This window comes from Mesorhizobium loti CJ3sym (assembly GCF_000472785.1).
In the GTDB taxonomy this organism is placed as follows: Bacteria; Pseudomonadota; Alphaproteobacteria; order Rhizobiales; family Rhizobiaceae; genus Mesorhizobium; species Mesorhizobium loti_E.
Genome location: NZ_AXAL01000011.1, coordinates 65,839 through 82,547, shown reverse-complemented (window position 1 = coordinate 82,547; position 16,709 = coordinate 65,839). Strand labels below are relative to the sequence as shown.

At 63.9% G+C, this 16,709-nt stretch carries 21 protein-coding genes and 1 tRNA gene; 7 read left to right on the top strand and 15 right to left on the bottom strand.

Annotated features, from left to right (window positions below):
* Nucleotides 1–46: 46 nt before the first annotated feature.
* The 4 genes from A3A9_RS0116530 to A3A9_RS0116515 all read right to left on the bottom strand — a co-directional run bounded on the left by A3A9_RS0116530 (nt 47) and on the right by A3A9_RS0116515 (nt 1,564).
* On the bottom strand, nt 47–238 hold the full coding sequence (locus A3A9_RS0116530; protein WP_027059774.1) for a hypothetical protein: 192 nt from the start codon (nt 236–238) through the stop codon (nt 47–49).
* 5 nt (nt 239–243) lie between these two features.
* Entirely contained in the window at nt 244–450 is a 207-nt protein-coding gene (locus A3A9_RS0116525; protein WP_027059773.1) for a hypothetical protein, read from the bottom strand.
* Nucleotides 451–595: 145 nt separating this feature from the next.
* Nucleotides 596–671: transfer RNA gene (locus A3A9_RS0116520), tRNA-Cys, on the bottom strand.
* 119 nt (nt 672–790) lie between these two features.
* Entirely contained in the window at nt 791–1,564 is a 774-nt protein-coding gene (locus tag A3A9_RS0116515) for a sulfite exporter TauE/SafE family protein (RefSeq protein ID WP_027059772.1), read from the bottom strand.
* A gap of 163 nt (nt 1,565–1,727) precedes the next feature.
* On the opposite strand from A3A9_RS0116515, the gene A3A9_RS38960 reads away from it, so the two are divergent.
* From A3A9_RS38960 to A3A9_RS0116485, 6 genes are all read left to right on the top strand, one after another.
* Nucleotides 1,728–2,663 (top strand): LysR family transcriptional regulator, encoded by a 936-nt coding sequence (locus tag A3A9_RS38960; RefSeq protein ID WP_063827781.1) that lies wholly within the window; start codon nt 1,728–1,730, stop codon nt 2,661–2,663.
* A 136-nt stretch (nt 2,664–2,799) separates the two neighbouring features.
* Nucleotides 2,800–3,843 carry a LacI family DNA-binding transcriptional regulator gene (locus A3A9_RS0116505; RefSeq protein ID WP_027059771.1) on the top strand — a complete coding sequence of 348 codons (1,044 nt, stop codon included), beginning with the start codon at nt 2,800–2,802 and terminating at the stop codon, nt 3,841–3,843.
* A gap of 63 nt (nt 3,844–3,906) precedes the next feature.
* A complete protein-coding gene (locus tag A3A9_RS0116500; RefSeq protein WP_027059770.1) occupies nt 3,907–5,154 on the top strand; it encodes an ABC transporter substrate-binding protein in 1,248 nt (415 codons plus the stop codon).
* 276 nt (nt 5,155–5,430) lie between these two features.
* On the top strand, nt 5,431–6,357 hold the full coding sequence (locus A3A9_RS0116495) for a carbohydrate ABC transporter permease (protein WP_027059769.1): 927 nt from the start codon (nt 5,431–5,433) through the stop codon (nt 6,355–6,357).
* Nucleotides 6,357–7,214 (top strand): carbohydrate ABC transporter permease, encoded by an 858-nt coding sequence (locus tag A3A9_RS0116490; protein ID WP_027059768.1) that lies wholly within the window; start codon nt 6,357–6,359, stop codon nt 7,212–7,214. The genes A3A9_RS0116495 and A3A9_RS0116490 overlap by 1 nt, the downstream gene beginning before the upstream one ends.
* A 21-nt stretch (nt 7,215–7,235) precedes the next feature.
* Nucleotides 7,236–9,209 (top strand): glycoside hydrolase family 127 protein, encoded by a 1,974-nt coding sequence (locus tag A3A9_RS0116485; protein ID WP_027059767.1) that lies wholly within the window; start codon nt 7,236–7,238, stop codon nt 9,207–9,209.
* 34 nt (nt 9,210–9,243) lie between these two features.
* On the opposite strand, the gene A3A9_RS0116480 is transcribed toward A3A9_RS0116485, so the two are convergent.
* The 6 genes from A3A9_RS0116480 to A3A9_RS0116455 form a co-directional block, all read right to left on the bottom strand.
* Complete coding sequence (locus A3A9_RS0116480; RefSeq protein ID WP_033838611.1) at nt 9,244–10,323, bottom strand: acyltransferase family protein; 1,080 nt, start codon at nt 10,321–10,323, stop codon at nt 9,244–9,246.
* A 377-nt stretch (nt 10,324–10,700) separates the two neighbouring features.
* A complete protein-coding gene (locus tag A3A9_RS0116475; RefSeq protein WP_027059765.1) occupies nt 10,701–11,099 on the bottom strand; it encodes a DUF1801 domain-containing protein in 399 nt (132 codons plus the stop codon).
* Nucleotides 11,096–11,302: a hypothetical protein gene (locus A3A9_RS0116470; protein ID WP_027059764.1), complete on the bottom strand. Its 207-nt coding sequence runs from the start codon at nt 11,300–11,302 to the stop codon at nt 11,096–11,098. The genes A3A9_RS0116475 and A3A9_RS0116470 overlap by 4 nt, the downstream gene beginning before the upstream one ends.
* Before the next feature lie 38 nt (nt 11,303–11,340).
* Nucleotides 11,341–11,733 (bottom strand): VOC family protein, encoded by a 393-nt coding sequence (locus tag A3A9_RS0116465; RefSeq protein ID WP_027059763.1) that lies wholly within the window; start codon nt 11,731–11,733, stop codon nt 11,341–11,343.
* Between the two features lie 77 nt (nt 11,734–11,810).
* Nucleotides 11,811–12,242 carry an SRPBCC family protein gene (locus tag A3A9_RS0116460; protein WP_027059762.1) on the bottom strand — a complete coding sequence of 144 codons (432 nt, stop codon included), beginning with the start codon at nt 12,240–12,242 and terminating at the stop codon, nt 11,811–11,813.
* Nucleotides 12,239–12,562, bottom strand: a complete 324-nt coding sequence (locus A3A9_RS0116455) for an ArsR/SmtB family transcription factor (protein WP_027059761.1) — start codon at nt 12,560–12,562, stop codon at nt 12,239–12,241. The genes A3A9_RS0116460 and A3A9_RS0116455 overlap by 4 nt, the downstream gene beginning before the upstream one ends.
* An 85-nt stretch (nt 12,563–12,647) precedes the next feature.
* Between A3A9_RS0116455 and A3A9_RS0116450 the strand changes: the two genes are divergently transcribed.
* Nucleotides 12,648–13,511: an NAD(P)H-binding protein gene (locus A3A9_RS0116450; protein ID WP_027059760.1), complete on the top strand. Its 864-nt coding sequence runs from the start codon at nt 12,648–12,650 to the stop codon at nt 13,509–13,511.
* Here the strand turns inward: A3A9_RS0116450 and A3A9_RS0116445 are convergent.
* The 5 genes from A3A9_RS0116445 to A3A9_RS0116425 form a co-directional block, all read right to left on the bottom strand.
* Nucleotides 13,508–14,185 carry a gamma-glutamylcyclotransferase gene (locus A3A9_RS0116445; RefSeq protein WP_245279064.1) on the bottom strand — a complete coding sequence of 226 codons (678 nt, stop codon included), beginning with the start codon at nt 14,183–14,185 and terminating at the stop codon, nt 13,508–13,510. The genes A3A9_RS0116450 and A3A9_RS0116445 overlap by 4 nt on opposite strands.
* A gap of 47 nt (nt 14,186–14,232) precedes the next feature.
* Nucleotides 14,233–14,595: a hypothetical protein gene (locus tag A3A9_RS0116440; protein ID WP_027059758.1), complete on the bottom strand. Its 363-nt coding sequence runs from the start codon at nt 14,593–14,595 to the stop codon at nt 14,233–14,235.
* 43 nt (nt 14,596–14,638) lie between these two features.
* Nucleotides 14,639–14,986 carry a hypothetical protein gene (locus A3A9_RS0116435; RefSeq protein ID WP_152536115.1) on the bottom strand — a complete coding sequence of 116 codons (348 nt, stop codon included), beginning with the start codon at nt 14,984–14,986 and terminating at the stop codon, nt 14,639–14,641.
* A gap of 190 nt (nt 14,987–15,176) precedes the next feature.
* On the bottom strand, nt 15,177–15,398 hold the full coding sequence (locus A3A9_RS38955) for a hypothetical protein (protein WP_033838610.1): 222 nt from the start codon (nt 15,396–15,398) through the stop codon (nt 15,177–15,179).
* A 370-nt stretch (nt 15,399–15,768) separates the two neighbouring features.
* Nucleotides 15,769–16,488, bottom strand: coding sequence for a helix-turn-helix transcriptional regulator (locus A3A9_RS0116425; RefSeq protein ID WP_027059756.1), 720 nt, complete (start codon nt 16,486–16,488; stop codon nt 15,769–15,771).
* Nucleotides 16,489–16,709 lie beyond the last annotated feature (221 nt).

Below are 16,709 nucleotides of genomic sequence, written 5' to 3'. Positions count from 1 at the left end.
GTTCGGCGGGGTCTTGGCCCCCCTTTGAACTGACAGCCGCAGCGTTTCAATCCTTGCGCTCCGCCCTCTCCCGGCGCCTGACGTCGCGGACATTCATCTGATCGAGCATGGCATTGGCTTCGCGCGGGCTCATGCCGACCATCACTTTTTGCCGGACCACCGCTGGCTGGCCGGTGAAGACATCGATGATGGCAAAGCTCTGGGGCAGATCCATGCGCAGTGCGTAGCGGTTGGCCATGCGTCTCAGCCCTGCATCATGAAGAAGACCACGCCAAGGACCGACACCGTCCAGGCGACAACCGAAATTTTCAGCGCCATGCCGCCATGCGCGGTGAGAAGCCCCCGCAGGCGCAAGGCAATGCCCACCGGCCGGACCTGTGCCACCGCGACGGCAGCGCGTGCCTTGGCGCCAAGTTTTCCAAAGACGGGCAGCAGCGACGGTTCACGCACGAAAATGACCTCGAATGTCGGGGAAAGTCGGAGCGAGCGTGCTCACGCCCCTTTCCATAGCACTCTTTTCGCGGGCGCCCTGCATGCCAAATGCAAGTAAGGCAGCTTTCACGCACCCGGCGCGGCTTCTTCGCTATGGTATTTTTGGAGGCCTCGCCTCGGGATCGAACCGAGGCTTCAGAGATTTGCAGTCTCCAGCGTAGCCGCTCCGCCACGAGGCCATTGCCGTCGACCTAACGGGCAAATGCTTGCGGAAAAGTTAAACGCAAAGCGGGTTCTGTCGGCACGTTGAAAAATGCTGTGAGCATCGTTGCGGCATCGCTTTTTCGGCAGGCGCCACTCACCGACCCAGGATCGGATCCAGCACGGGGAGGCTGACGATCGACGCCATGGCAATGAGGCCATAGCAGGCCCAGCGATAACCGCGCTCACTTGTCTGGCCAAACACAAGCGAGCCGAGATAGAGGCCGAACCCGTAGAACGGGCCCGTCACCAGCGCCAGGACAAGAACCGGCCGGGTGATCAATCCTCCCGCCAGATAGCTTGCCCCGGTCAGCGCACTCGATATGGCGAAATAGAGCACGATGTTGGCGCGCACCACCACGCCATTGCCACCCCCGCCAAGCCAATACGCCACCACCGGCGGGCCGCCGACCTGGGCGGCGCCGGAGAAGAAGCCGGCAAGCCCACCGACGCCGATCGTCAGCGGCGTGGCGGGACGACCATGGTAACGCCAGCCCGACATCAAAAGGCCAAGCAGCAGCACCACCAACAGCACGATACTCCAGCGCAGCGTCAATGGATCCATCCGCGCCAGCGCATAGGTGCCGAGCGGCACGCCGACCAGCGCGCCCAGCGTCATCGTGCCGACGCTGGGCCGGTCCGCCAGCAGCCAGCCACGCGGCAGCAGTCCGAGCGCGGCGACCGCATCGATGATCAGCAGCAGCGGCGCTGACGATTGCGGCCCGATGACCGAGCTTGCCAGCGGCATGAAGATCAGCGCCGCGCCGAAACCGGAAAAGCCGCGGGCGAAGCCGGCGATGAAGGCGGCAGCCAGCAGGAACAGCACCTCGCCGCCGGAGTGGCCGGCGATCGACAGATCGGCCATGCTCATATCCGGCCGGTGCCGGCTGGGTTCTTCGGCGCGGTCCTGAGATGGAATTCAGGGGCGAGGTCTTCGGCATGGATCACGGTGTCTCTCCAGCGATGGACACGGCAACCTTAGCGCAGCATTCTCGCAGCTTCATGCTGAAAGATCACCTGATAGAGCTGCAAAAATGCACGACATTGACTGGAACGACCTGCGCTACGTCCTGGCACTGAAGCGCGACGGCTCCTTCGCCGCGGCCGGCCGCCGGCTCGGCCTTGATCCAACGACGGTGGCACGGCGCCTGCGGGCGATCGAACGCACGCTCGGCGCGCGGCTGTTCGAGCGCGCTGCAGCGGGCGAGATGCGACCGACGCAGGCCGGCGAGATCGCTGCAGACCGTGCGGAAGCCGTGGAGGCCGAGATCGGTGGCCTGACGCTCGCGGTCAAGGGCGCCGACAGCGAGATCAGCGGCACGGTGCGGGTCACCGCCGTGCCCGTCCTGATCAACCGGGTGCTGATCCCCGCTGTTGCCGATCTTGTCGTGCGCCATCCGGGATTGCGGCTGGAACTGGTCGCCGACCCCCATGATGTCAGCCTGACCCGCCGCGAGGCTGATATCGCGCTGCGGCTCGCTCGGCCCGGACCCGAAACCGGCAGCCGGATCATCGCCCGGCGCATCGGCACGCTCGCCTATGCCGCCTATGCCGCGAGCCACCTGTCGGCGCCCGATTTGCCCCGGCAGATCACGGATCTGCCCTGGCTGACCTATGAGGACGGCATGGCGTCTCTGCCGCAGCCGCGCTGGATTGCCGGCGTCGCCCGCAAGGATCGTTATGCCCAGCTCGTCGTCAACGATGCCGAACCGCTGCTGCAGGCGATCCTCGCAGGCCTTGGCCGCTCGCTGCTGCCCTGCATTGTTGCCGACCGTATCGCGGGACTTGCGCGTATGCCGGAGGACGGCCATCCATTCCCCGCGCGCGAACTATGGCTGCTGACGCATCCCGACCTGCGCCACCTCGCTCGCATCGCGGCGGTCACCGCATGGATCGAAGCGACGATCCAGCGGCGCGAGCCTCGGCCCTTTCTCTTCCCACCGACGGGACCACTGCCACTTTCCCCTTGAACACTCGCCTGATCTGGCCTAGCCTTGAGTTGAGAAAAGGTTTTTCCAAACAGTTTCGATCGGGTTCGGCCAATGGCCGGGCCTTATTCCGGCCGCTAAGAGAAAACCTTTTCCCAACTCAGGATTCCTCGGCGCGATGGCATCGGACGATCAGCCTGTTTCGGTTTTCCCCAAGCCCGTCACCTTGCGTGACGTGGCGGCGCAGGCCGGCGTCAGCGTGGCCACCGCCTCGAAGGCGCTCAACGACCAGGGGCGCATGACCGCCGAGACCCGCGAGCGCATCCGCGAGACGGCGCGCAGCCTCGGCTTCCGCCCCAACAGCCTGGCGCAGAGCCTGCTCAGGAGCCGCTCCTTCACCGTCGGCCTGCTCACCAACGATACCTATGGCCGCTTCTCGCTGCCGCTGATGTCGGGTATTTCGGACGCGCTGGTCGACAATGGCGTCTCGGTGTTCCTGTGCAATGTCGAGGAGGACCCGCGTCTCGGCCAGTTGCATGTCGAGGCCATGCTCGACAAGCGCGTCGACGGCATCATCGCCACCGGCAAGCGCATCGACCGCCATCTGCCGGTCGATCTCGCCAATCTGCGCATCCCGGTGATCTATGCCTTCACCCAGCCCGATCCCGACGCCGTCGCCTTCGTCTCCGACGATGCCGGCGGCGCGCGCCTGGCGGTCGAACATTTCTGCCGGCTTGGCCGGCGGCGCATCGCCCATGTCAGCGGACCGGCGAGCTTTGCCGTGGTTCATGCCCGCGCCCAGGCTTATCGCGACGTGCTCGCGGAAAACGGCCTGCCGGTCACCGAGCCGCTGCTCGGCTCCTGGTCGGAAGCCTGGGGCCATGAGGCGGTGACGATCCTTTTCGATGGGAAAAGCGAAAGGCCGGACGCTGTCTTCTGCGGCAACGACCAGATCGCGCGCGGCGTCATCGACGCGTTGCGCGAGCGCGGTTTGAGCGTTCCCGGTGATGTCGGCGTTATCGGCTTCGACAATTGGGAGATTGTCGCCGAAGCGACGCGCCCACCACTGACCTCGGTCGACATGAACCTTGTCGCCCTCGGGCGCGAGGCAGGCCTGACCCTGCTTTCACTGGTCGGTGGCCAGCCCGCCGCGCCAGGCATTCGAAAACTGCCGTGCCGGCTGGTGGTGCGGCATTCCTGCGGCCATCCGCTGGATGGCTGAAACGAAAGCGCCGCGTGATCGGCGCCAAGCCGCGAATAGCGGCCAACCCTGGAGGAGGAGAAGATGAGGAACCTGATTGCCAAACTGGCCCTGACCGCTGCCGTGCTGGGCAGCGGTCTGGGTGCGGCCGCCGCCGACACCGCCAACATCTGGGTGCGCGCCGACGGCTCGAATTTCATGCCGAGGATCGTCGACGCCTACAACAAGGCGCACAAGGACCAGATCAAGCTCGACATCATCCCCAATGCCGAGATCATCCCGAAATATGGCGCGGCCGCCGCCGGCGGCACGGCGCCCGACGCGCTGTCGCTCGACCTGATCTACACGCCGTCCTTCGCCGCCTCTGGCCAGTTGGAGGACATCACCGACTGGGCGAAGTCCCTGCCCTATTTCGCCAGCCTGTCGCCGGCGCATGTCAAGACCGGCACCTACAAGGACCACATCTATGGCCTGCCCTTCTCGGCGGACGCCTCGGTGCTGATCTGGAACAAGAAGCTGTTCAAGCAGGCCGGCCTCGACCCTGAAAAAGGCCCCACCAACTGGGCCGAGATCGCCGCCGACGCCGAAAAGGTCAACGCGCTCGGCGGCAACATCAAGGGCTTCTACTTCTCCGGCAATTGCGGCGGCTGCAACATCTTCACCTTCACGCCGCTGATCTGGGCCTCGGGCGGCGACATCCTGAGCGCGGATGGCTCGAAGGCGACGCTGGACAGCCCGCAACTGCGCGGCGCCATCGATCTCTACCGCTCGATGGTCAAGAAGGATCTGGTGCCGGCAGGCGCCCAGACCGACACCGGCGCCAACTTCTTTGCCGCGTTTGCCGCCGGCAACATCGGCATCTCGCCGTCCGGCGCCTTCGCCATCGGCGCGCTCAACACCCAGTATCCCAATATCGACTACGGCGTCACCTTCCTGCCAGGCAAGGATGGCGGCTGGTCGTCCTTTGCCGGCGGCGACAATTTCGTCGTCACCAAGGGCACCAAGAAGCTCGCCGTGGTGAAGGAATTTCTCGATTTCGCCTATTCGCTCGAAGGCCAGACGATCCTCGCCAAATACGGCAGCCTGCCGGTGCGCGGCGACATCGCCAAGGACGCGCTGAAGGACCTCGACCCGCGCTACCAGATCGCCGCCGAGGCCATGGCCAAGGGCAAGACGCCCTATTCGGTGGTGTTCAACGACCTGATCAACTCCGCCAACGGCCCGTGGACGCAGATGATCAACGAGGTCTTCTTCGGCGACGACGTCGATGGCGCCATCGCCAACGCGCAGGAGACCATGCAGTCGATCATCGACCAGGCGCCGCAGAAATAAGCGGCCGCCTGCCGGCCGCCCGCCCGTCTCCCTGGGCGGGTGGCCGGAAATTCGCATCGCCAACGGCAGGGCTATCGCGTTGACACAAGACCCCCTCATCCGGCCGCCACGCGGACACCTTCTCCCCGCTGGGGAGAAGAGACTGGCGCTCGTGCCGGCTCCCTCCTCTCCCCTCGGGGAGAGGCCGGATTGCCCCGAATTGCCCTTCGCAATTCGGTTGGCAATCCGGGTGAGGGGGTGCTTGGCCAACGCCCCAACAGCATCGGCCATCCAGCCATGACCACCATCGCAACCACCACCGCCCCACCCCGCGCCAGAAGACTGGTCGGCGCCGGGCGCCGGCAGTGGATCGGCCTGCTCTATGTCGCGCCGGCGGTGGCGCTGGTCATTGTGTTCTTCGTCATCCCGCTCGGCATGACGGCGTGGATGTCGCTGCACAACTGGCCGCTGATGGGCGAGCACTTCTATATCGGCTTCGACAATTACGTCGCCATCCTGCGTGACACCAGGTTCTGGAACGCGCTCAAATTCACCGGCTACTACACCGTGATCGTCACCATCGCGATCTTCGCCGTCGCCTTCCCCCTGGCGATCTTCATCGAAAAACCGCGTCCGCTGACCAACCTTTACCGCACCTTCTTCTTCATGCCGGCGGTGGTCGGCTTCGCCTCGGCCAGCCTGCTCTGGTCATGGCTCTTGAACGTCGATTCCGGCCTGTTCAGCCCGGCCGCCTACGAGCTTGGCCTGATCGACAAGAAGTTCAACCTGCTCGCCACCTTCCAGCCGGCCTTCTGGTCGATCATCGCCATGGTGGTGTGGAAGGTCGCCGGCTTCACCATGATCATCCTTATGACCGGCCTGCAATCGATCCCGCAGGATTTGCAGGAGGCCGCCGTCATCGACGGCGCCGGGCCGTTGGCGCGCTTCCGGGCGATCACGCTGCCGCTGATGCGCCGCACGCTGGCGCTGGCACTGATCCTGTCGGTGGCCGGCTCGATCCTCGCCTTCGACCAGTTCTACATCATCCTGCGCGGCGGCCCACGCAACCAGACGCTGACGGCGGTCTACTGGATCTTCAACCAGTCCTTCGTGTCGTTCAAGCTCGGCTATGGCGCGGCACTCTCGATGGTGCTGCTGGTCATCCTGGTGGCGCTCAGCCTCGTCCAGCTATGGCTGCTGCGCAAGCCCGAGGGCGTCGACTGATGGCGCAGGCGATATCAGCCAGAGGCAAGCTCGCCGCCCGCTTCGCCAGGCACTCCACCGGCATAATCGCCTCGATATTGTTCGTGGCGCCGATCGTGTGGACGGTGCTGTCGGCCTTCAAGCCGGCTGCCGAAGCACGCCTGCCGCCGCTGCCGCCATGGCCGACGACGGGGTTCTCGCTCGAAAACTATGCCACGCTCAACTCCTTCGGCGACGGGCTGTGGGCCTCGGCGCAAAACAGCATCTATGTCTCGGTGATGACCGTCATTCTGTCGGTCATCGTCAGCGTGCTGGCCGGCTATGGCTTCTCGCGGTTCCGGTTTCCGTTCAAGGACCTGTTCTTCGTCCTCATCCTGTCGACGATCATGATCCCGTTCCAGTCGATCCTGACGCCGATCTTCCTGGTGCTGACCAAGCTTGGCCTGCACAACACGCTGACCGGCCTGGTTGGCGTCTATGTGACGCTGCAATTGCCGTTCTCGATCTTCATGATGCGCAACGCCTTCGACGCGGTGCCGCGCGAGATCGAGGAGGCCGCCCGCATGGACGGCGCCAGCAATCTCACCATGCTTTTGAAGGTGATGCTGCCGCTGGTCTGGCCGGGCGTCGTCACAATTGCGCTGTTTGCCTTCCTCGGCGCCTGGAACGAGTTCCTCGCCGCCCTCGTGCTGATGACCGACCAGTCGAAATTCACGCTGCCGGTGATGATGACGGCACTTCAGTCAGGCCGCTTCGGCGCCATCGACTGGGGCGCCGTGCAGGCAGGCGTCACAGTGATGATGGTGCCGTGCCTGATCCTGTTCCTGGCTTTGCAGCGCTTCTACATCCGCGGCCTGATGGCCGGGGCCGTCAAGTAATCGACCAAATGGAGTAAGTTCATGACCGCATCCGCAAAACCCGGAAAACCCAAGCTCGCCTTCCGGCCGCTGCCGGTGCCGCAGGTCGACGTGCACGGCTTCTGGGGCGACCGCGCCGACGCGGTCGCCACGCGCACCGCCGACATCCTCTACGAGCGCTGCGTCGAGGCACGCATGCTGGAGCAGATCGACCCGGACTGCCCCTCGCCCGGCGTTGTCATTCCCTTCCACTCGCCCTCGCCCGACGAAGCCGACCGCCAGGGCGCGGAATTCACCGGCTCGACGGTGACGACGCAGATGTTCTGGGATTCCGATCTCGGCAAGACGATCGAGACCGCGGCCTATTCGCTCTATCGGCGCAAGAACCCGGAACTGGAGAAGAAGATCGACGCCGTCATCGACATGTACGGCAAGCTCCAGCAGGAAGACGGCTATCTGTCCAGCTGGTACCAGCGCATCCAGCCCGGCAAGCGCTGGACCAATCTGCGCGACTGCCACGAGCTCTATTGCGCCGGCCACCTGATCGAAGGCGCGGTTGCCTACTACCAGGCGACGGGCAAGCGCAAGCTGCTGGATATCATGTGCCGCTATGCCGACCACATCGCCTCGGTGCTGGGGCCCGAGCCCGGCAAGAAGAAGGGCTATTGCGGCCATGAGGAGATCGAGCTGGCGCTGGTCAAGCTGGCGCGAGTGACCGGCGAGACGAAATACATGGAGCTGGCGAAATACTTTATCGACCAGCGCGGCCAACAACCACATTATTTCGACGAGGAAGCGCGCGCCCGTGGCGCCGACCCGAAGGCCTATCATTTCAAGACCTACGAATACAATCAGTCGCACAGGCCGGTGCGCGAGCATGACAAGGTCGTCGGCCATGCGGTGCGGGCCATGTATCTCTATTCAGGCATGGCCGACATCGCCACCGAATATGGCGACGACACGCTGCGCGTCGCGCTCGACCGGCTGTGGGACGATCTCACCACGAAAAACCTCTACATCACCGGCGGGCTTGGGCCGTCGGCGCACAATGAGGGCTTCACCAGCGACTACGACCTGCCCAATGAGAGCGCCTATGCCGAGACCTGTGCCGCCGTCGGCCTGGTGTTCTGGGCGAGCCGCATGCTCGGCATGGGGCCGAACGCCCGCTATGCCGACATGATGGAGCGCGCGCTCTACAATGGCTCGATCTCCGGACTGTCGCTCGACGGCTCGCTGTTTTTCTATGAAAACCCCTTGGAAAGCCGGGGCCGGCACAACAGATGGAAATGGCACCGCTGCCCCTGCTGCCCCCCCAATGTCGGGCGCATGGTTGCCTCCATCGGCAGCTATTTCTACAGCCTGGCGGACGATGCGCTGGCCGTTCACCTCTACGGCGACTCCACCGCCCGCTTCGATATTGGCGGCACCGCCGTCAGCCTTTCTCAAGCGAGCCACTATCCCTGGGATGGCGCCGTCGAGATCACGGTCGAACCACAGGCGCCGGTGGACTTCACGCTGCATCTGCGCATCCCGGGCTGGAGTTCCGGTGCCAAGCTGGAAATCAACGGCGAAGCGGTCGACCTCGATGACGTGACCAGCGACGGCTATGCCGCGATCCGGCGCCTCTGGCAGAAAGGCGACCGTGTCCGGCTCGACCTCGAAATGCCGATCGAGCGGCTCTACGCCAACCCCGAGGTCCGGCAGGATGCCGGCCGCGTCGCGCTGTCGCGCGGTCCGCTGATCTACTGCGTCGAGGCATCGGACAATGACAGCCGGCTGCATCGGCTGACACTGCCGCGCACGGCGGGCATAGAGGCGCATGACGAGCCGGAACTGCTGGGCGGCGTGGTGACGTTGTCGGCCACGGCGCGGGCCGATGCCGGCGACGGCTGGCAGGACGGGCTCTACCGCTCCGAGCCGCCGGCCAGCGTCGAGACGCGCCTGACCGCCATCCCCTATTTCGCCTGGGACAATCGCGAGCCCGGCGAGATGCTGGTGTGGCTGCGGGACGGCTGATGCTGGCCGCTCGACTTCGGGCCTTGCGGCTCGACTATGTCCGGCTTGATTGCAGCGCCGCGCTCGGTGCCACTTGCGGCGCGCTGTTGTCGATATGCGCCCAGGCCGGCCGCTCGAACAGGAACATGCCGAAGCCCACGCGTTGGATGATGAGGTAGAGCACAACAGGGCTGATGGTCGAGACCAGCAGCACCGCCAGGCTGAGCATGCCGGTGTCGGTCAGCAGGCCGCTTGCCAGCGCAGCACCACGGAACAGCGACATCGGGATGGTGAAGGCGACATAGACGACCAGCGAATGTTCGCCGAGCCAGCGCAGCCATTCCATGACAGGGAATGCCGACAGGAAGCCGCCAAGCACGCAAAGCGCTACCGCGCCTGCGACGGCCAAGGTGAGATGCAGCGGCGGCCATGCCGCCAGGCCCATCTGCATGCCGACCGGATGCATGGCATAGCCCGGCGAATAGACGAGCAGGCCGTTGACCACAGCCCACAAAGCCAGGCCGGCGACGGCCAGCATCGGGCGGGGTTGCGTCCATTCGACGAGCCGGAAAATCAACGGCGCCAGCACGAAGCCGAGATAGAAGAACACGAAATAGGCTGCGAATTGTTCAAGCGCATAACTGTCGGGATGCGGCGCCCACATCTGCAGGGCCGCAGCGGGCGCAATGACGATCCAGGCGGGCACGCGGAACTGCCGCAAAAGCTTGGCGGCAAGGCCGAACACCGCCAGCATGTAGATGAACCACAGCACGCCATAGGGCTGCACGACGGCCATTGCGAGATCGTGCAGCATGCCGCCGGGATCCCGGCTGAAGATGCCGATCTTCAGCCCGATCGAGATGATCGCCCACAGCACGTAGAAATAGAGATAGTGGACGACGCGGCGGTCGATATAGCGCCGCCACGGCCGGTCGATCACCTGCGACAGGAACAGGCCCGAGATCAGGAAGAATTCCGGCATGCGGAACGGTGTCGCGAAGCCGATGACATAGTGGAGAAAACCGACGCCGCCCGTGTACTCGCCGGTGTTGTAGGCCGAGTACATCATGACCACGAGGATGATCGAGAGACCTTTGGCCGTGTCCACCCACGGCATGCGCATCGGGCTGTTCATGGCAAATCCATCCGGAGCCGGCCAAGGTGGCCAGCCATCATCCGGCGATATTTAGCACCATCAAGCTTCCCAGATCGTAAACGCGGGTGTCGTTGTGGGGTGGCAAAGGCTGCGGGTCGCTATGGCTGCTGACTTGCGTGTCGAGGCCATTGGCAACCTTCTGCCGTCAGCGCTGCCCCTCATCTGCCTGCCGGCATCTTCTCCCCGTAAACGGGGCGAACGGTGCTATCGTCGCCGCTTTCGCCAATCTCCAGCGTTGCAAGAAAGGCGCCGACGGCGCCGCCAGCCCCTCTCGCCCCGTTTACGGGGAGAGATGTCCGGCAGGACAGTGAGGGGCAGCGCAGACTTTGACCATTAGATAACAGGCCATGACGCAACTACTTTCGGCCCTTCGACTTATTCAAAGCCACCGCAGCGCGCACCAGTTCCTTCAATGCCGCCTCGTTCACCTCAACCCCCTGCTGAAAATCGATCGCCCGCCGCGTATTGCCTTCGAGGCTGGAGTTGAACAGCTTCGAGGGATCGGGCAGTGCCGCCCCCTTGGCGAAGGTCAGCTTGACGACGCTCTTGTAGGTTTCGCCCGTGCAGATCATGCCGTCATGTTCCCACACCGGAACCCCGCGCCACTTCCAGGTTTCGACCACGTCGGGATCGGCTTGATGAATAAGCGCGCGCAACCGGCCGAGCATCTCGCCGCGCCAGTCGCCGAGTTCCTTGATCCTGCCGTCGATCAGTTCCGAGGGAGATTTGCTCTCCTGCGATCCGGTGGTCGTCATGCTGTTTCCTTCTTCGCGACGTAGGGCAATACGAACATGTAAAGGCCGCTGAACAATAGCAGGAAAAGTGGCGGCAGTGGCGAATAGACCACCCAGGCAGGCGGCTGCCCGAAGGCCATGGTGGCGAAATTGGCGACGACGGTTGCCGTGAAGACGATCGATAGCCAGCGATGCGCCTGCCTGATCCATTTGCTCCAGTCCAAGATGACCTCCCGTGAAAAACGCGTGAAACCGGGCGCTGCTACCAGCGCGCCAGCTGTGTGATCTGGATGAGATTGCCGCAGCCATCGTTGAGCTTGGCGATGGTCGAGCCGGTCACCTCGGTCGGCGCCATGGTGAACGTGCCGCCATTGGCCGTGATGCGCTGATGGTCGCCCTTGACGTCGTCGGTGAAGAACATCACCGCCGGCTGGCCCTGCGCGAACATCGCCTGCTGGTAGGCCCTGGCCGCCGGCATGTTGTTGAGTGCCAGCTGCAGCTCTGTGCCCTCGGGCTCATCAGGCGAAGCGACCGTCAGCCAGCGGAAGGGCCCGTTGCTGAAATCGGCTTTCTTGGTCAGGCCGAGCACATCGGTGTAGAAGGCAAGCGCCTTGTCCTGGTCATCGACATGGATGGTGGTCAGTTTGATCTTCATCGTCTTTCTCCATAGGTTTTGCTGGCGGCAAGCCGCTCGGGTGAAGTTAGGTGTTGGGTTCTATCGGCCGGCGGACTTCAGTCCGTTCGCGCCAGAAGCTCTTCCAGCTTCTCCAGGAATTGCGGCCAACCCATCTTGGCGCCGCCATAGGCCCGCCTCTGATCAGGCCGGAAGCCGGATTGCTCCATGCGCAGATGCGTTCCGGTCGATGTCGGGGTCAGCGTGAAGGTCACCACGCTCCTGAGATCGAAGGCCGGATCCTGGTGCGCTAGGTTCCACGTGTAGGACAGCGTCTTGTTGGGCTCGACGGCCAGCACCTCGCAGTCGAGCACGCCGCCCCAATCGGCGCTGATGTTGAAGCGGTGGCCGATAACAGGAGCGAAATCGTTCTTCATCAGCCACTCCTGCATCAGATGCGGTTGCGTCAGCGCGCGCCAGAGTTTTTCCGGCGGATGGGAAATCTGCCGCTCGACGACGACAGTGCGGTTCTGCTGGGCACTATCGTTCACTGGTCCATCCTCTTGAGTAAATCCTCGAGATCATCGAACCGGGCCTCCCAAAACCCCGCCATCTCGCGTGTCCAGTCCATCAGCGGCGCCAGCGCGCCGAGCTGCGCGCTGTAATGCGTCTGGCGGCCTTCGTGGCGGTCGCGCACCAGCCCGGCCTGCTTGAGCAGTCCGAGATGCTTCGACACCGCCGGCTGCGAGACGCCGGACTGGCTCGTCAGCGCCCCAACCGTCTGCTCCCCCTGCCGGCACAACCGTTCGAAGATCGCCCGCCTGGTCGGGTCGGCGAGCGTCCTGAAGAGCATGTCGTGGGCGTCTTGCATGTCAGATCGATAACCCGCTGGCTATTGGTTGACGTATAACCACAGGGATATATGTTCGTCAAGCGGAAGATTGGAGCGCGTGCTGATGATCCTCGTCACCGGAGCCACCGGCCAAGTCGGGAACGCGGTCGTCTCGAGGCTGGTGTCATCAGGCCATGAGGTGGCAGCACTGGTCCACAGGCCTGAGGCCGCGCAAAAGCGCCTGCCCCGGGAAACAGCGCTGCGCGTCGGTGACTACGAGGATATACCCGCGCTGAAGGCCGCCTTCGCTGGCATCGACAGGCTGGTGCTGATCTCAAGCGATGGCGATGCAGATGCGGTCATGCGCCATCATGCCAACGCCATCGAGGCCGCAACGGCGGCCGGTGTCGGCCATATCACCTTCACCAGCATTGTCGACATCGGCGAATCCTCACCCTTCTACTATGCATCTGTCTACCGCGACGCGGAGCGCCGGCTGGCCGCCTGCGGCGTGCCTTCGACCATCCTGCGCTGCGGCCTCTACAGCGACTTCATCCTCGACACCTGGCTTGCGCCTGCCTCGGGAGAACTCGCTTTGCCTGCCGGACAGGGGATGATGACACCAGTCTCGCGCGACGACGTGGCAGTGGCAGTCGCCGCGGCGGCAGCGAGGGCCGACACATCCGGCGCCCTCTACACGATCACCGGAAACCGGCCGCTGGACTTCGACGAGATCGTCGCCTGCTATGCTAAGACGACAGCACAGCCCCTACGCTATCGTCCCTCTTCGCTCGGCGACTATCTGGCCTCGGCCACGGCGCGTCTCGACGATCCCTGGCCACAGGCCTTCACCACTCTGTGCGCCTCGATCACCGAGGGCCGTTATGCCTCGACCTCCAGCGATTTCACCGCGCTTACGGATAAGCAGCCGGAAAGCTTTCGAGATTTCCTGGTTCGTACGATCCCCGGAAGGCCTTCGGACGACTAGATGGCGGGATGGGTGCGCCCGATCTCCTGCGCCACCAGTTCCTGCAATTGCCACAGATTACGGTCGCGGATGCCGCAGGCGTCGAGATGGCGGATCGTCTCGAACAGATATTGCGCGCCTGAGCCCCAATGGCCGACGGCCCTGGCGAGCGTCGCCGCCACCGCTGGCTTGTCGAGCTTGCCGGCATAGCGCGGATTGGCGGGATCGACGACGAAGCCGAGCGCCTGGCTTACTGCGCCTTCGGTCCTCACCTGCAGCCAGCGCGGCACGTTGACGGCGGGCAAGATGGTCATCTCGCGGCGCAGCAGCGCTTCCAGATTTTCGCCAACCGGCTCGGCGATCTCGAACACCATGCCCTGGCATTGGCCGCCGCGGTCGAGCGCCATCATCAGGCCGGGCTGATCTAGCGTGCCGCGAAAGCGCTTGACGGTGAAGCAGAAAGACCGGTGCCAACCTCGCGCCACCGCTCTTTGGCCGCCATGGACTTCGCCAACCGGATTCCATAACAGCGAACCATAGGCGAACAGCTTCAGCGGCCCGGGCGAAGCGCTGGCCAGCAACTCATCACGGACGCCCGCATAGTCGGCATCGGTCATGGCAACCATGCCCGGCACCGGCCCGGCGTCCGCGACCACACGCATGGTGCGCGCCACCAGCGCCTCGGTCAGCGCCATCGGCGCCTTGCGGATGGCGCGCGCTGAAACGCTGGATGACGTCCTTTTCAAGATCGCGCCCATCCAAGTTGATCCATGAAGCGCATAAGCCGCTCCACAACGGCATCCGGCGCCACCTCCCTTTGCCACTGCTTCGCGGGTATGAGGGTGTCGACATAGCGGAATCCGACCTGTCCGGAATGAAGCGGGCCGACCCGTAGATAGGGTCCTGAACCGGGCTCGACGGCGGTCTGCTGAACGCACAGGTCGAACATCGACGTCCATCCGAACAGAACCGGGTTCAAAGGTCCGGCCGCGATGAAAGACGCCAGTTCTTCAACGCTGGCAAATGCGGAGGCAAACGGGTCGTTTGCATCAGCCAAACGCTTGTCGCGAATGGAGTAGACAATTTCAGGCCAGGTCAAATGCATCCGCTAATGGTGCTGAGCCCCTGAGCCGGTTGTCAACGGGACATCACCCCCTGCGATGAAAAACATCGCCAGAGATCGAGAAGCTGGAATCGTCGATCCAGACTATGTTGAAATAGACCGGCGCCGGCTGGTAGGCGTTGACGTTCATGATGGTCAGGATGCCGCCATTGGACGACGGCTCCCAGCTGCATTGTCCGATCGCGCCAACGGTGCCGTTGGCCTCGATCTGGCAGGTCTGCCCGATAACCATCGTCTCGCCCGCATCGCTGTACCATACGCCGACCGGCGCCGGCGCGGATTGGGCAAGGGCTGAAGTGACGAACAGTCCGCTCGCCGCCATGCCAGCAAGGGCGCAAGCGCAAAGGCGCAACCCGGTCAAAAACGATGTCATGCTGAACCCCCGTCCCAATTTGATGTTGCGTCTGTTGAGGCACTGCGTCAACAAGAGAGCGCCGATCCCCCGCTCGGGGATCGGCGCCACATGCGCCGACCGGTGGTATCGAGACCCGACGAACCGTCCATGAAGCAGCGCCCGGCCCCACCTGAAGGCGCACATTCCGCTATCGTAGCCGACCGGCCGGTTACTTCTTGTGCTTGAACAGGCGTGCCTTGCACGATGCCGACAGCTGGTCCTTGTGTTCGGCCAGGCACTTGGGCGCGGCGCCCGTCGTCAAGACGCCGCCGCCGCAGAAGCGATTGGCATCCACCGCGCAAGGACCCTTCGTGGTGGTGTAGCGGGCGAACGCCTCGTTTGAACTCACAAGCGCGGCCGCTGCTATGACAACGGCATAGAAGATTTTCATTGCAAGGCTCCCGACAAAAACACTGGCTCCCCCAGTGCAGGTTTGGTTACGCACGGCTCCTGGAGCATGGCCCGGGTGCTGATATCGCTGGAGATGTCGGCGGCTCGCGGCCCAGCCGGCACCCATGGCCAGCCGCCCGCCGCCGCATTGCGACAGACAAAAACAGTCCTGCTTTCGTCCATCGACGACCGCCCCGCTTCCCGCCAACGCAGGCATCCCTGCGATTCATGTGCTGATGTGGGAATGACTAAGGCAGTTCGAATGCGGGCGCATCCTAGCTGAAAAGCGGAGAGGGATGCGTGGCGCGCGCCAGCGCGGTCACGGCCGCTCGCCGCGCATCAGGAACAAATCATAACAAAGGCTTGAGCGCCTAGACGGCTCCGGCCAGCACCAGCAGCGCCACGGCTTCGCTGCGGCTGCGCGTGCCGGCCTTCTTTTTCACATTCTCGATATGGTAATGGACCGTCGCCGGCGAGATGCCCAGGATGATGGCGATTTCCGCATCGGTCTTGCCCGCCGCGACCCAACGCATGCAATCCGCTTCCCGGGGCGTCAGCAGGATCGGCGCGCGGTTGCTGAAACCGAACCCCACCGCTTCATAGGCCTTGTCGTGCACCGCGAGCGCCATGGAGCGTATGGTGGCTCTCTCCACCGCATTCATCGTCACCGGCTTCAAGGCGGCGACCGAGACCAGCCCCTGGTAGCTGGAAGGGCCATGGATCGGTATGGCCATGACCTCGGCCCAGCCATATTCTATGGCGCCTGCGGTGACCGCCGCACCTTCGACCGTAAACGTTCGTGCATCCCCCATTTCGGTCCACAGAAACGGCATCATGCGACGGCGCGCCTCAAGGATCATGGGGTCGATCTCCATGTACCCGTTCGCCATGTAGGACTCGAACCAGTCCTTTGGCCAATCGTTGAAATAGAAGCGATAGGACCGCGAGCCGCCGGCGCCCGCCCAGGCACCGCCGGCACTGGCCGTGAAGCCGAAAACCCCGATCGCCGCGATGAAGCGCTCGATGACCTTGCTGACGTCGCTTGTCGCCGCGCAAAATTCGAGAAAGTCCTGCCCTGCCGCCGTCCGCATATGCCGCTCCAAAACCCCGCGGCAATCTCAGCGATCCCACGCCAGCGCACAAGGCGTTTTCATCGAACTGAAGGCGCGGCATTTTTACGGCCATGCTGCAGTCTGGCCGACACCACCAATCACGACACCAGCGGCATCGGCACCTTCAGCCCATCGGCCGCAATATGACCGTTCGCCACCCGGACGGCATCGTCATCGATATTTCGACCCGAATTCGTCTT

Coding starts and splice junctions, on each gene's coding strand:
- A3A9_RS0116530 (WP_027059774.1), bottom strand. CDS start 238: ATGGCCAACCGCTACGCACTGCGCATGGATCTGCCCCAGAGCTTTGCC.
- A3A9_RS0116515 (WP_027059772.1), bottom strand. CDS start 1,564: ATGAGCATGGCCGATCTGTCGATCGCCGGCCACTCCGGCGGCGAGGTG.
- A3A9_RS38960 (WP_063827781.1), top strand. CDS start 1,728: ATGCACGACATTGACTGGAACGACCTGCGCTACGTCCTGGCACTGAAG.
- A3A9_RS0116505 (WP_027059771.1), top strand. CDS start 2,800: ATGGCATCGGACGATCAGCCTGTTTCGGTTTTCCCCAAGCCCGTCACC.
- A3A9_RS0116500 (WP_027059770.1), top strand. CDS start 3,907: ATGAGGAACCTGATTGCCAAACTGGCCCTGACCGCTGCCGTGCTGGGC.
- A3A9_RS0116495 (WP_027059769.1), top strand. CDS start 5,431: ATGACCACCATCGCAACCACCACCGCCCCACCCCGCGCCAGAAGACTG.
- A3A9_RS0116490 (WP_027059768.1), top strand. CDS start 6,357: ATGGCGCAGGCGATATCAGCCAGAGGCAAGCTCGCCGCCCGCTTCGCC.
- A3A9_RS0116485 (WP_027059767.1), top strand. CDS start 7,236: ATGACCGCATCCGCAAAACCCGGAAAACCCAAGCTCGCCTTCCGGCCG.
- A3A9_RS0116480 (WP_033838611.1), bottom strand. CDS start 10,323: ATGAACAGCCCGATGCGCATGCCGTGGGTGGACACGGCCAAAGGTCTC.
- A3A9_RS0116475 (WP_027059765.1), bottom strand. CDS start 11,099: ATGACGACCACCGGATCGCAGGAGAGCAAATCTCCCTCGGAACTGATC.
- A3A9_RS0116465 (WP_027059763.1), bottom strand. CDS start 11,733: ATGAAGATCAAACTGACCACCATCCATGTCGATGACCAGGACAAGGCG.
- A3A9_RS0116455 (WP_027059761.1), bottom strand. CDS start 12,562: ATGCAAGACGCCCACGACATGCTCTTCAGGACGCTCGCCGACCCGACC.
- A3A9_RS0116450 (WP_027059760.1), top strand. CDS start 12,648: ATGATCCTCGTCACCGGAGCCACCGGCCAAGTCGGGAACGCGGTCGTC.
- A3A9_RS0116445 (WP_245279064.1), bottom strand. CDS start 14,185: ATGGCGCTGACCGAGGCGCTGGTGGCGCGCACCATGCGTGTGGTCGCG.
- A3A9_RS0116440 (WP_027059758.1), bottom strand. CDS start 14,595: ATGCATTTGACCTGGCCTGAAATTGTCTACTCCATTCGCGACAAGCGT.
- A3A9_RS0116435 (WP_152536115.1), bottom strand. CDS start 14,986: ATGACATCGTTTTTGACCGGGTTGCGCCTTTGCGCTTGCGCCCTTGCT.
- A3A9_RS38955 (WP_033838610.1), bottom strand. CDS start 15,398: ATGAAAATCTTCTATGCCGTTGTCATAGCAGCGGCCGCGCTTGTGAGT.
- A3A9_RS0116425 (WP_027059756.1), bottom strand. CDS start 16,488: ATGCGGACGGCGGCAGGGCAGGACTTTCTCGAATTTTGCGCGGCGACA.